This is a genomic window from Candidatus Absconditicoccus praedator, from assembly GCF_021057185.1.
Lineage (GTDB): Bacteria > Patescibacteriota > Gracilibacteria > Absconditabacterales > Absconditicoccaceae > Absconditicoccus > Absconditicoccus praedator.
In genome coordinates this window covers 162,744-176,510 of the sequence record NZ_CP054059.1, presented here as the reverse complement: position 1 = coordinate 176,510, position 13,767 = coordinate 162,744, and the positions used below count along the sequence as shown (strand labels likewise).

At 25.8% G+C, this 13,767-nt stretch carries 15 protein-coding genes; 3 read left to right on the top strand and 12 right to left on the bottom strand.

Features of this window, described 5'->3' with window-relative positions; genetic code table 25:
• Window positions 1–40: 40 nt before the first annotated feature.
• Window positions 41–2,041: a hypothetical protein gene (locus tag HLG78_RS00835; RefSeq protein WP_231178503.1), complete on the bottom strand. Its 2,001-nt coding sequence runs from the start codon at window positions 2,039–2,041 to the stop codon at window positions 41–43.
• 276 nt (window positions 2,042–2,317) lie between these two features.
• Between HLG78_RS00835 and HLG78_RS00830 the strand changes: the two genes are divergently transcribed.
• Window positions 2,318–2,767 (top strand): hypothetical protein, encoded by a 450-nt coding sequence (locus HLG78_RS00830; protein WP_231178501.1) that lies wholly within the window; start codon window positions 2,318–2,320, stop codon window positions 2,765–2,767.
• A 354-nt stretch (window positions 2,768–3,121) separates the two neighbouring features.
• Here the strand turns inward: HLG78_RS00830 and HLG78_RS00825 are convergent, their stop codons facing one another.
• The 7 genes from HLG78_RS00825 to HLG78_RS00795 all read right to left on the bottom strand — a co-directional run bounded on the left by HLG78_RS00825 (window position 3,122) and on the right by HLG78_RS00795 (window position 9,417).
• Window positions 3,122–3,883 (bottom strand): WecB/TagA/CpsF family glycosyltransferase, encoded by a 762-nt coding sequence (locus HLG78_RS00825; protein ID WP_231178497.1) that lies wholly within the window; start codon window positions 3,881–3,883, stop codon window positions 3,122–3,124.
• A 115-nt stretch (window positions 3,884–3,998) separates the two neighbouring features.
• Window positions 3,999–4,451 (bottom strand): DUF192 domain-containing protein, encoded by a 453-nt coding sequence (locus HLG78_RS00820; RefSeq protein ID WP_231178495.1) that lies wholly within the window; start codon window positions 4,449–4,451, stop codon window positions 3,999–4,001.
• Entirely contained in the window at window positions 4,441–4,986 is a 546-nt protein-coding gene (locus HLG78_RS00815) for a class I SAM-dependent methyltransferase (protein WP_231178491.1), read from the bottom strand. Before HLG78_RS00815 ends, HLG78_RS00820 begins: the two co-directional genes overlap by 11 nt.
• Window positions 4,986–5,519 carry a class I SAM-dependent methyltransferase gene (locus HLG78_RS00810; RefSeq protein WP_231178489.1) on the bottom strand — a complete coding sequence of 178 codons (534 nt, stop codon included), beginning with the start codon at window positions 5,517–5,519 and terminating at the stop codon, window positions 4,986–4,988. Before HLG78_RS00810 ends, HLG78_RS00815 begins: the two co-directional genes overlap by 1 nt.
• Window positions 5,519–6,952 (bottom strand): Asp-tRNA(Asn)/Glu-tRNA(Gln) amidotransferase subunit GatB, encoded by a 1,434-nt coding sequence (gene gatB, locus HLG78_RS00805; RefSeq protein WP_231178487.1) that lies wholly within the window; start codon window positions 6,950–6,952, stop codon window positions 5,519–5,521. Before gatB ends, HLG78_RS00810 begins: the two co-directional genes overlap by 1 nt.
• 30 nt (window positions 6,953–6,982) lie before the next feature.
• Window positions 6,983–8,014 carry a transcription termination factor NusA gene (gene nusA / locus HLG78_RS00800; RefSeq protein WP_231178485.1) on the bottom strand — a complete coding sequence of 344 codons (1,032 nt, stop codon included), beginning with the start codon at window positions 8,012–8,014 and terminating at the stop codon, window positions 6,983–6,985.
• Between the two features lie 98 nt (window positions 8,015–8,112).
• A complete protein-coding gene (locus tag HLG78_RS00795) occupies window positions 8,113–9,417 on the bottom strand; it encodes an adenylate/guanylate cyclase domain-containing protein (RefSeq protein WP_231178483.1) in 1,305 nt (434 codons plus the stop codon).
• A gap of 130 nt (window positions 9,418–9,547) precedes the next feature.
• Here HLG78_RS00795 and HLG78_RS00790 point away from each other — a divergent pair, with 130 nt between their 5' ends.
• A complete protein-coding gene (locus HLG78_RS00790; RefSeq protein ID WP_231178481.1) occupies window positions 9,548–9,982 on the top strand; it encodes a hypothetical protein in 435 nt (144 codons plus the stop codon).
• Between the two features lie 23 nt (window positions 9,983–10,005).
• Here the strand turns inward: HLG78_RS00790 and HLG78_RS00785 are convergent, their stop codons facing one another.
• Entirely contained in the window at window positions 10,006–10,311 is a 306-nt protein-coding gene (locus tag HLG78_RS00785; protein ID WP_231178479.1) for an RNHCP domain-containing protein, read from the bottom strand.
• A gap of 72 nt (window positions 10,312–10,383) precedes the next feature.
• Here HLG78_RS00785 and HLG78_RS00780 point away from each other — a divergent pair, with 72 nt between their 5' ends.
• Window positions 10,384–12,090, top strand: coding sequence for a CCA tRNA nucleotidyltransferase (locus HLG78_RS00780; protein WP_231178477.1), 1,707 nt, complete (start codon window positions 10,384–10,386; stop codon window positions 12,088–12,090).
• 34 nt (window positions 12,091–12,124) lie between these two features.
• Here the strand turns inward: HLG78_RS00780 and HLG78_RS00775 are convergent, their stop codons facing one another.
• The 3 genes from HLG78_RS00775 to HLG78_RS00765 all read right to left on the bottom strand — a co-directional run bounded on the left by HLG78_RS00775 (window position 12,125) and on the right by HLG78_RS00765 (window position 13,753).
• The gene (locus tag HLG78_RS00775; RefSeq protein WP_231178475.1) at window positions 12,125–12,991 is read right to left on the bottom strand and encodes a hypothetical protein; all 867 of its coding nucleotides are present in this window, start codon (window positions 12,989–12,991) and stop codon (window positions 12,125–12,127) included.
• 64 nt (window positions 12,992–13,055) lie between these two features.
• On the bottom strand, window positions 13,056–13,265 hold the full coding sequence (locus HLG78_RS00770; RefSeq protein WP_231178473.1) for a hypothetical protein: 210 nt from the start codon (window positions 13,263–13,265) through the stop codon (window positions 13,056–13,058).
• Window positions 13,266–13,303: 38 nt separating this feature from the next.
• A complete protein-coding gene (locus HLG78_RS00765) occupies window positions 13,304–13,753 on the bottom strand; it encodes a hypothetical protein (protein WP_231178471.1) in 450 nt (149 codons plus the stop codon).
• Window positions 13,754–13,767: the final 14 nt, after the last annotated feature.

Genomic DNA, 13,767 nt, shown 5'->3' with positions numbered 1-13,767 from the left:
ATACTTTATTTTATGATTTAAATTTTAAAATACATTGATTCTAAGAATCAAACGATTCCATCATATTATGAAGATTGTATCTTACTACTCATTTTTCTGTCAACACATACAATATAGATCTTTCTCAGCTATCTACATAAACTGACTTAACTTCAATATTTGCCTCATCAAAGTTTATACTAAAAAAATAGTTCAATTCATAATCCATAGTAAATGCTGTATTGGTTTTGTATGGAGTAGAACGGTATACAGTAAACATGTTTGTATCTGGATCAAAAGTATATACAAATCTACTTCATTGATAAGACAAAACCTGAGTATTTTCTCATCATTTTGATAATATATCAGGTCATCAATGCATTGGAATCTTTCTTGCATCAAGATATCAGGTTTGATCATTTCTATGAAATTGGAATACTGAGTTTTCTTTTGGAGACCAAGTAACAAAACTTCAATCTATTGATATATTTGTAAATCAAGTAGCAAATACATCTGTATTTTGTTCATAAAAATCAGGCTCTATTTGATATTCTGTAGCTGCTCAAAAATCATTTTGAGATCAAGGTTGATTTGTATACCTATTTATAAAGATTCATTGATCATTTAATTCATCATCGTTGAATATAGTATAAATATTTGATTCTCAAAATGTTCACACTCCAGTTATATCATCAGGGAAGTCTCATCATTGAGTAGTAACACTACTAATTCAACCAGATGTTATATTTATCAAATCTCATTCTTCAGAAAAACAATACATACCATTTCACAAAAGATTTTGTCCACATCACCTTATACTTACTGGCAAATCAAAATCTACAGTTGTTCATCTTGAATCATTTGTGTATGCATTAAGCAAAACTCCATCTGTTCATCATACCATTATTCAGTCATTGTATGAAATAGTATGCATATCACCTATTTCTTCTTTTTCTTCTTCAGTAAATTCATAAGAAAGATTATCTTCTATATTTTCTGCTAATATTATATTGAATCACTCATAATATTCCTGATTTAAGATTGATTTAAGTTCTTGAACATCATGTGACCATCTTCATTGATCTTCTAAAATCTCTAGTCTATCCATTATCTGATTATACTTTTCAATTTTTTCATTTGATCATGCGTCTATTCTTCTAAAAAGTTCAATATCTTTTTGAAGATCTTCTATATCAAAATCTACTACAATTTGCTCACCATCTCTTTCTATAACATTTCCAGTATTTGATGATATCAAATTTCAAACAAAAGCATACAGTATTCATAATATCACCAAAAATCATATACTTATAGATATTGGATACCTATAACTTATTATAAGATCTTTTGCATCTGTAAAATATTTCATATTTTTTTGAAGTTTTTCTTTGATGTCTGAATCTTTCAAAACTATATCAAACTCTACTTCTTGCAAAGATATAAAATTAATTTGATTAATATCGGTCCTTTCTTTTATGCTATTTTGAATTGTTTCTAAACATTCTTTGAGTGCTAAATCTTCAGAAACAATACTTTGTAGTTCTTTTTTTTCTATAAAATCAGAAATTCTTGCACCAAAAACTACAACTTGATCTTTGTGTTCTAATTCTCATTCAATAAAATCTGAAAAAGATTCTATTTTATCTTCTTCATTATTATCATTATCAACTATATAATTGATTTGATTATTTCTAAGAATTACTGTACTTACTTCTCATATCATTGATCACATATATGTTTCTCCAAGGAATACTTGTATGCTTCATCTAATATCAAATTTGTCCACATCTTCTATTTTTTCAGAAAAAGTTGATAGTTTGGAATTCATGTTTTGCAAAATTTCTTCAAACTCTTCTTGAAACTGTTTTAATGTCTTGTCTTCATAATTTGATAATGCATCAGTAATTTCTCATACAAACTCTCAAAATAAGTCCTTTTGATACTCCAAAAATTTGTTAGTTAAAAAAACAATATTTACATCCAAATATACTCCCTCTCAAAAATCTTTTTGAAAAGAAATTTTATTATTTATGAAAACTTCACTTTGCTGATACAATTTCATCAAATTATATTAAAAAATAAAAGTTATCTATATTAATAACTAAATTTTTGCTTTTTTCAACAAAAAATAAGGATGTTTTCATACAAATTAAACTATTTTTAATAATGGTTTATTTAATAAGTATCAAAAATAAGATTTTCCTCAAAAATCCTATCAGAACTATTTTTTATAAATTTCTTAAAAAATCTTGAAATTTTTTTAAAACTGATTATATATTATATAGCACCAAATAATTGTAGGTGCTTTGTGTGCTTTTACATCTTAACCCTAAGTGAGATGTTCAAAGCAAAAGTATATCAATATTCAAATATAAACGGAAAGGAAAATAAAATAGAAAGAGAGTTTGATAATGAACAAGATTATCAAAACTTTATTCAAAACAATGAAAATCAATCTATGTTTGGATTTAATTGGTGAAGCCTAAGAGAGTTCAATAAATACTTAGATGATTTTTTTGATAGAAAACTTGGATACGATTTTTGAGAAACTGAAAATGAACTTCCTTATTTTGAAAACAGTCCAGTTGATTTATCAAAATACGAACAAGAACTTAGAAAAATAGAAAACGACAAAAAAGCCAAAGAAGCCAAAAAAAATCAGTTAGAATCAACTTTATCAAAGCTAAGAGAGTATAGAAAAAAATTCAAAGAAGAGTGAAAAGATGATCTGGTAAAAAATATAGATTCAGACATTTCAAAAGTGCAAGAAGAACTCAAACAAGCATAAAATTCAAAAAACCAAGGAAAATGTGTTTTCCTTGGTTTTTTTAGTTATTTTAAAAAATCATTTGAAAAACTTTTTACCTGATTTTAGTAATTTTTAATTATTGATATAGAATCAAAAACACTTCAAGAGAATCTATTTAAAAACACAACCAAAACAATGCCTTACTCCATCCTTTTGGTAACAAACCATAAGAATGGAATACTCCACCCCTTTTGTTACAATCTTTGGGAGTGGGGGTACTCCTCAACTTTGTTACAATCTTTTGGAGGGGCGACCCTCTTCAACTTTGTTACAATCTTTTGGGGTGATTGATAATATCAGTTTATAGAATTTTTTTAATAATAAATATATATACTATCTTCATTTCTCCCCAGAGGTTTTAAATTTACTACTTAAAAGAAAATAAACCAAATAATACATCGTAAAAAAACTTTTTTTGAAATTTTTAGCTGGATTTTGTAAAACCCTCCAAAACCATTCAAGTTTCAAACTCCTTATCAGTTTTGGAGCTCTTTTCTCTGCTCATGCCCAAAAATCAAACAATCATCATACACAAAAAACAAGAAGCTTTTTTTGTCTAATAATTTCAATATTCTCAAAAACCCGATTTTCCTGTATAGGAGATCATTTACCAACTAGTAATATTTTCATGCCTGAATCATCATCAATCTGATCCCAATCAAAATGCTCATAACCATTTTGAAAATGATTTACTTTTTGACCAAATTTTTGCTCAAAATATTGTTTTGCTTTTTGTATATTTTTTTGGAATGCTCAATAAAAATAAACTCACAAATCATCTTTTTCCAGTTTGTCTAAGAAAAATGGCAAAAAGTCAGTTCAGTTAAGATTTTGGATTTCTTGTTTGTACCATCTTTTGATTAATAATTGCATAGCAATACCATCCGGCAACAAAAAATCAGAATTCAATAAAGATTTTTTATAGTTTTGTTGTGTTTGATCCTTGGACTCAGTAAAAATTCATCAATGTATCAGATTGTAAAAATACAAAAAATTTACTATACAATATCAATTATCTTGATAATATTGAATAATATCTTCAAAAGCTTTTAAGTTGTCTTTCTTGTAAATTTTATCGTATATTTTATCAAACATATAGAAAACACAAACTTTCAAATATAAAAACACAAAATGTTATAAAAATTTAACTAATTAATGCAATGTTTTTTGGCAAGAAAATAGTATAAAAAAATTGAATCACTCTGCAAAATTAATAAAAAATTTCTACCTTATCTCAAACTTCAATTCAGTATTTTTCAGATTTTCATCAGTTTAGTTCAAGTATGTACCTTGCAGGTTTTTGAGGTTCATAAACTTCACAAGGTGTAGATTCACAAGGTACCGCACTATGCTGGATATCAACTACTTTATAATTTTCATCAATCCAAATCATATCAAGCTCTATCAATGTGTTTTTCATCCAAAAACTGTATTTATCAGACTCATCATACACAAACAACATTCAAGAATCCTCAGGCAATTCTTCAACTCACATAAGTCATTTTTGTTTTTGTTCTTGAGTTTTGGCAATATCTACATAAAAACACAAATCATCAAAACATACTCTGTCAGAGTAGCTTGAAAAAAGCAGATATGTAGAAAAAGAAAATATAAATCAAATAACAATAAAAGCAAAAACATACAACAACAACTTAATTTTCATGTTTTTGGCATTTATAAATAAAAGCAGGAGGTATATTCAAAACCTCAAAATCCAAATCAACTTTGTCAAAAACTTTTGTAAAGTTTTTTTTGTTTGAAAGAAAATACTGATACTGCAAAAAAAGTCAATCTTTTTTTAAAAGGTTGTAAGAGTTTGTAAGGATACTTTCTACGGTATAAATATCCATACTTCAAAAAGGCAGTGATGACACTATTGTATCTACTTTTTGAGTTATTTTATTGGTAATGTTTTCGGCTGATTCTTGATATACTTGGAGTCTATTATCGTTGATATTCTTACATATTTTGAATAACTCCTCGTCTAATTCAAAACAGATAATTTTTGAATTTGGAGTCATTTTGGCTAAAATTTGTTTGGTAAAATTTCAATCTCATGGTCAAAACTCCAAAATCATCAAATCTTTAGAAAAATCTATATTTGATAGTATTTTTTCAATCAAAAATGAAGAAGACGGCACCATAGAACCTACTAATGATGGATTTTTCAAAAATCTTTTTGTAAAAAAATACGACATTATTTTTGTCAAAAATAATAAATTGCAGGAGGTAAATGAAAATAAACTCTATATTTTTGAATACTTGGAAAAAAGAGTTTAAGATCAGAATATGCTGAAGAAAAGTATTGATACTGAATAAACTTTCAATCTTTTCTCAAAAAGTTATAAGAATTTTCTATTATTTTCATTCTTAATTTTTTATCCAAAGCCGACAAAGGTACTCAAGAAATTATAACATCTACTTTTTTATCAATATATTTGGATATATTTTCTGCAGAATCATTGACTAAAACAAGCCTTTCATCTTCAATATTTTGACAGTTTTCATAAAACTTTTCATTAATTTCAAAACTATATAAACAAGATTTTTGAGTAGCTTTTCTGAGTATTTTCTTTGTAAAGTTTCAGTTTCATGGGCCAAACTCCAATATTGTCAAATCATTAGAAAAATCTATGTTTGATATTACTGAATCTACCAGTCATCAAAAACAAGGTAAAAAAGTCCCAATTTGAGTTGGTTTTTTGATATATTCAACTATAAAATCAAACATTATTTTGAAGTTTTATCTTGTATAAGTTTATTAACTTGTTTTGGTTCTGCTTTTCATTGAGATTTTTTCATTACTTGTCACACCAAAAATCCTATTGCTTTTTGTTCTCAATTTTTGATATCTTCTACTGCTTGAGGATTTTCAGCCAGTACTTCATCCACAAATCATTCAATATCATCTAGATTCATAGGTTTTAGTCATTTTTCTTCTATAATTTGTGTAGGATTTTTACCTGTATTTACCATTTCTTTCAAAACTTGTTTTCCATGAGAATCCATAAGCTGTCAGTTTTGGATAAGTTCCAAAAAATCAAAAAACTGTTTTTTACCAAATTTAAAATCAGTTAAATACTGTATATCATTACTCATAAATCACAACAGTTCAGTAACTATCCATTTGGCTGCCAATTTTGGCTGGATTCAATTATTTACAATATCTTCAAAATAAAAATTGATATCAGTATTTTGTATCAATGCATTTACATATTCTTTATTAAAACCATAATCTTTAGTATATCTTTTGATTTTAGAAAAAGTTGGTTCTACTAATGTTTGTTTGATTTTTCATATTTCATTTTCTGTAATATATACTGGTGGCATATCTGGTTCTGGAAAATATCTATAATCTAGAGCATCTTCCTTACTTCTCATCAAATAACTTTCTCAAAGATCATCATCCCATCATCTAGTTTGTTGTTGTATTTCTTCTCCTGATTCCAAAATCTGTTTTTGTCTTTCAAACTCGTTGTTTATTGCTCTTTTAATGGCTCAAAAACTGTTCATGTTTTTAAGTTCTACTTTAGTTCAAAGTTGGTCATCACCTTTTTTTCTGGTAGATATATTTACATCTACTCTTAATTGTCATTTTTCCATATCTGCAAATCATATATTATTGAATCTAACCAATCTTTGAAGTTCTTTTAGAAAATCAACTACTTGATCGTCTGACTCAAAATCTGGATAAGTAACTATTTCTACCAAAGGAGTTCCTGCACGATTAAAATCCAACATTGCTTTTCCTCATTCATGAATTGTTTTTCATGCATCAGATTCTATATGAGCTCTTTCTATCCTCACACTATTTTCTTGGTTGTAGTTTTCAGTAAAAAAATTGACATATCATTCTTCATTTGTAGGTGCATTCAATTGTGTTATTTGATATCAAAGTGGTAAATCGGGATAAAAATAAGATTTTCTATCAAAATATGATTCATTTGCAATTTTACAATTCAAAGCAAGTCATAACATTACTGCTTTTTCAAAAGGCTCTTGGGACAATACAGGCAATGCTCATGGCTGACCAGTACAAACAGGACATATGTTTTCATTGGAAGAGATGTTATCAAACTCTTGATCGTTTTTACATTTACAAAAAAGTTTGGTTTTACTATTTAGTTTCACATGGATTTCTAATCATACAGTATATTCATACATTTTTGAAAATACTTATAAAAATAAATTTATTTAGGATACTTGAATTTTGTATCAAGTTATGTTACTAGCTAGTCTAATATTTACTGCTTGTTTTCAAATTGCTAAAGCTTTCTGATCACTTGCTACATCTATATATGCTGTGTTTCATTTTATGTTTACTTTTTCTACTCTTGCTGGTTTTAATGCTTCTTTGATAAACATTATAGGGTCATCGTATTTTTGAATAAATTCAATTTTTTCTCATTCAAGTAGTGATAGGATATTACTTATTCTTTCACCATTTTGTCAAATGAAAACTCCAACTGGGTCTACTCTATCATCATCACTATCTACCAATACTTTTGTTTTTTTTCAAGGAAATCTAGTTATTTTTAGTATTTCAACTACTCATTCATCCAGTTCTGGTACTGATTTTCTAAGTATTGTTTCTATAAAATCATTTGAAGATTGAGTGATATCCAAAACTACACCTCAAGATCACTTAGAAATTTGTCTCAAAAGCACAAGTATTTCTTCTCACTCATTATAAATTCTATTTGGTATTTGTCAGTCTTGAGACAAAATTACTGTAGTTCCCTCAACATCAAGTACTACATTTTCATTTATAAGTCTCAAAACTTTTGCTTTTAGTATTTCTCACTCTTTGTCTTTAAATTTTTCAAAAAATCTTTCTCTTTCTATTTTTTTCATATTTTGCTTTATTGTTTGAGCTGCAGCCTGTACAGATATCCTAGAAAACTCTAAATTTTCAGGAGTTATATCTATATATATTATATCTCATATTTGTGCATTTTCCTTGTAATCTGCTGCTTGTTCTAGATCAATTTGTTTGTTTGTATCTTCAACTTCTTCTACAACTTCCAATTCTTTGAAAATTTTTATTTGTCAGTCTTTTCAAATACTAACATAAATATTATATTTTTTATCTCAACTAAGATAATCTTTTCTAAATGCACTTTTTACTCACATTTTTACAATCTCTAAAACTTGTTGTGGATCAAATTTGTACTCATCTATTATTTGTCTTATGGACTCTTGTAAAGTTTTTCAGTCAAGTTTCATTTTTTTATTAGAATTAATTTTTAAAAATTGTCCCCTACCTAGGGGACTTTATTGTTTTATTTATATATAATTTTTTTGGTATTTCAAGTTTTTTTAAATTATTTTTCCATATGCTCAAAAGTTCAATCCCAGTTTATTGGAATTTTCAATTGTCAATTCATAATATCTTTTAACCTGCGATAAAAAACATCAGCCACAGGATCATTAGCTCATTCAACTACATATTGTCAAAGCTCTAAATAAGCTTCATTAAACTCTCATTTAAAATATTTATCTATAATAGACCTCCATTTTTGTAAGTCAGTAGGAGTCAATTTCGTACTATATGCATTATCTACCTTACTATAAATTGGTTGGTATATGAAAACACTATTTGATTTTCATTTAACTCTAATTTTATCAACTAATCTATAAACAAAATTACTTCATAGCTTTTTAATTGTATTTTCATCACATAAAAGATTCACTCTATAAAATTTATTTAATCATTCTATTCTTGATGCAAGATTAACAGTATCTCATACTACAGTAACATCATTTAAGTTTTTTCATCATATTGGTCATATTAGAGTCTGTCAAGATGCCAATCAAATTCTTATATCAAAATCACATTTTTTTAATGTATCTAATATGTTTTTGTATAAATTTCATCTTTTGATATCTTTGGCAACTTTTTGTCACACATAATCAATAAAAGACTGTTTTTGTTTTAAAAGATACAAACTACAAGCTACAGCATTATTTTCTTTATTTGGTCCAGTAAAAACAACCAAAGCTCAATCTCACATTACTTTATCAAGATGTCAATTAAATCTTATTATTGTTTTTTCTATATAATCAAAAAAAGAATTTAAAAAGATTCATATCAATCTAGCGTCTCTAAATTTTTCAGATATTGTAGTAAAATTTTGTAGATCAAGAAACATTATAGTAAAATCATCATGATAGAATTTTTTTCATTTATCAGATCTAAAATAAATTTCTCATAATCTATTTCTACTAACATTATCAAGAGATGTGTTATATTTATAAAATACATACAATAACACAAGTAAATAAGAAGAAAAAAATAAGATTAAATTCTTAACAAGAAAAAAATCATAATAACCACCCAAAAATACAAGAAAAAATCATAAAATTAGATAAATAGGTAGAAAAAGAAACATTAAAATCACTCAAACATAAGAAAACAGAGAATATCATATCAAGGGCAATAATGATAACAAAAAACTATAAATTCAAAAAGGTCATTCAAATGAAAACAAAAATCATTCAAACGGCAAGTTTAATAAATTTGAAAAATACATTACAATTCCCCTATCAAGTCATGTCCTCAAATCATAAATAAAGAAATTCAAAAAAAACAGTATTCAAACAAACATAGAAAAAATCAATAATTTCATAGTTTTGTTTATTTATTCATATAAATTTTAATAACCTTTTAATTTTATTAAAACATTTTTTAAAATCAATTGAAAATAAAAGTAAATTTATTATCATATTATAAATTTATTTTTATTTATTAGCACCAAAATGCAAGAAGAAAACAAAACACCTAATAATGAAGAAAACTTAAAGCCTCAAGAAAATGAAGAAAATAAAGAAGAATTCATAAAAAAAATAAATGATGAAATAGAAAGTTATAACCCTATACTAAGAAAAATATTAAAACCAGTTGTAGGGTTTTTAGAGAAAAGATATGAAAGTCTCACTAAAGAGCAAAAAGACCATATCAAAAAAATTTTTAATGATATTAAACAAGAATGAGTAAAATCCTTTTCAGAAGCAAAACAAATTGTTCAAAATATTTTTAACAAATGAACCAGTAAACTGAAAGAATGAACTGAAAAATTAACTGAATCTGCCAATCCAGATAATGTTAAAAATAAATTAAAAGAATGATCAAAAAAATCAGATGAAGTAGAAACTCAAGAGGATGTTAAAAATAAGTCATCAGAAAAATGATAAAACAACAATTGAGAAAATAAAAACTAAAAATATCAATATTTTTTTATAATATCAAAAATGTTTGATATTTCATCATCAAAAGCAACCTTATTCCAATGCTCTTTTCAACAGTCTACACATCTAAAAAGAATTTTTTCTCCTTTTTTTCAAGAATAATAATCCACTGGATACATAACTCATTTACAACTAGACATCCTGTCTCAAGGTGTGTCTTTATCAACATGCATACTAACAAAACAATAAGGACAATGATTTCTACATGTTTTTTGAGCAGTAGAAACATACTTTCAACAATTTATACAAAAAAATTTTTCATTCACTTTTTTCATTTTGCTTTAAAATAATTGAAAATATATAAAAAATATTTATAAGTTATTTATTTACATAATAACTAAAATAAGTTGAAAATCAATTTCCAAAATTTAGACAATTTACAAAAACATATTATAAGTCTTCAAAAACAAACCAATAAGGAAGACATATTTTTGGTTTGATGATGCATAAGAGATTTGCTTTTATGACTAGATAAAGATCCCAAAGATATTGATGTTACTTGTAGTTGAAAGCCACAAGAAATCTATAATTCTATAAACAAAACCAATATAAGTATATTCCAAACAGAAAAATTTTGAACAATCACTATACTTCCCAAATGAAAAAAATATCAGTATGAACTAACTCCACTTCGTGAAGAGTGAGAATATATGGATTTTCGTCATCCCAATAAGATCAATTGGACTGATAGTATAATACACGATAGCAAAAGAAGAGATTTTACAATCAATTGTATTTATTACTACTACTTAGCAAAAAATATACATACAGAACAATGAGAAGAAATCAAAGAAGACAAAATTTATTCACACCTTGAGAAAGATTGAATTGTCTTAATTAAAAACAATCTTATAATAAACTCCAAAGAGTACATTAGTTCTATATTTGAAAACTGAAAATTCAATCAAGAAATTTTTTGAAAAATTTTGGAGAAAACTAAAAGATTTTGAAATATTAAATCCAATGGTATAAATATAATAATAGATCCTTGGGGTTGAATAAAAGATATGATAGATTTCAAAATAAATGCAGTTGATGATCCAGAAAAAAGATTCCAAGAAGATGCACTAAGAATCATTAGAGCCATAAGAATACCAAACATACTCAATCAAAAGCTTGAAAAAAAACACAAAAAAAATTCAAAAATAGAAGAAATTAAATTTTTTGATTATGAAAAAGAAACATGGAAAGCAATGAAAAGAAATTATTTCTTGGTACAATATCTTCCCAAAGAAAGACTAAAAGATGAAATCTTAAAAGTTTTCAAAGAAGACAATCCTTTTGGATTTGTAAGTTTATTGGACGAATTGAATATACTTAAGTTTTTGTTTCCAAAACTTTATGAAACCAAAAACAACTACCAGCCTGTAAGATATCATCCATTTGATACATATACACACACAATGTTATGCTTGTGGAATATTCAAAAAAACAACAAAAAACCTCTTGTAAAATTTGGGATATTATATCATGACGTATGAAAGCCTGATCAGTATTATTTTGCTCAACTTGCTACAAATGAACAGGAAAGAAAACAAGTACATTGATCTGGTTTTCATCATCCTGTTATTGGTTCTTATTATACCCAAAAAGATTTTCAAGCATTATGATTTTCCAAAAAGCAAATTCAAGAAATATGTTTTTATGTTGAAAAACATCATCTTCCTGGTGAATTACTAAATTCTTCTCAAGAAAATATCCCCAAAAAAATCAAAAAATATATGATTGAATACTGATACACAAAACTTAGAAATTTGGTAGATATTTGTATCAGTGATAGATTAGGACAGTTCAATCCAATGCAATCACCCAATACAGAATCTTTACAAAATCTAAAAAAGTTAATAAAACAAATATACAAAAAACAATGAGAATTTTCACAAAAAGATTTACAAATCAACTGAAATGATATTATAAAAAATTTCAATTTACAACCATCGCCTAAGATATGAGAAATATTAAATTATATCACAAACTGGGTGGTAGAAGATATAGAAAACAGAAACAATAAAGAAAAGATTTTACAAAAAATATCTGAAGAGTTTTTTAGTTAAAAATATTTGTTATAAAAAATCAAAATAGGTTTAATTAATAAATCTTATCAACATCTTCTTGAGATTTTCAAAAATAATAAACTCCAAATAAATTTAATAACTTGAAAAAAATGAAGCTAACAAAAGATACTATGAATAATACCAACCTAAAAATAGGCCAAAACAACAAAAATAATAAAAATACTACTGCAGCAGAAAATCATGGATTATCATAAATATCTTTAATATTTGTAATCAATACTGAACATATTTCATCATCCACTTCTGATTTTTCTCACAAAAATCTTGAAATAAGTCAGTCTTCTCATTGAGCAAGCAGTTCCTTTTCTAATGACTCAGGAAGCGAGATTCAGATATTATCTAAAATTCAGTCTATCAAAATATTGGATACAGACTTATTGAAATATCAGTCTATTATGCTTTGAATATTTTCTTCATCTTCTTCTCAAACATCAAAATTTAAAGTTAGATAAGAAATAGCCTGACTGGAGAAATCTTCCATATCTTCACAAGTTATATTAAATTCATCATATACTGACACAAACAGCAGTCAATAGGATAATACAGAAAATATTACAAAAAAAGAAGTTCAAGCAGTAAATATTTCAAAAGAACTTATATTTATTCTGTTTGTTATTGCATTATGAATATTTGTAATCAAAACTCAAATTCATATATGAGATACAAGTATTGAGGAAACAAGAAGCCAACTATCTAGTCATATAAATGTAATCCCCAAAAATCAAGCTATCAAAAATGCTCATACTATATAATAATGAGGAATATTTTGATTTTCTAACAACAAAAAATGTATAAATATGAAAAATAAGACCAAAAACATACTACCAAGTATCCAATCATGTTGGAAAAACAAAAAATAAAAAAATAAAAAATAAAACATAAAAGTTAATCCAACAAAAATTATTCTCCTAATAAGACTAAACATTAAATTTTAATTTAGAATATTAAATTTTTCTTTTTTCGATAAGCGTTTTTTCAAATTTTTCTAAATCTTTTGATATTTGATTTTTTCCGCCTGAAGGTGTAGAAAACACATCAACAGCAGTTTTTTGTATATGATTTATTGTAAGCTGAAATCAATCTTTCAAAGCTGTAAATAATGAATTTTGAGATCTTTTTTTTGTAGCTTCTGTATTAAGTTTTTTTTTCACCATAATATTATTGTTTCAAAATAAATTTTCACAATTCAACACTACTCTTTCCTGATCACAAACCTATCTGTTTTGAATCTATATATAGAAACATTTCAGGAAAGTTCATATTTTTGTTTGATCAAAGATAACGAATTTTTAGCATCTGCAACTCATGAAGTGTTTGGTAATATTATTCAAGATGATTCGTCATTCAAAGACACCAACAAAAATCAATAATTTTTAATATCAGTAGAAAGTATATCATTAGGATTTGTAAGTTCTTCTTTTTCTGAAATAACATCAACAGCTATCATATTTATGTTTTGTTCGTGTTCGGCAATGATTCAATCATAAATATTTTCCAAAACACTTTCTAAAGTTTCTTGTGTTTGAAAAACTCAATTCGAAAAAATCTGAGTTCAATTTTTATCAAATCAAGAAAAAAATATTCCTACATTTCCTTCTTTTGAATATTTATCAAACACGTACTTTTGCAACAATTCTTTCATCTACACTTAAAAGA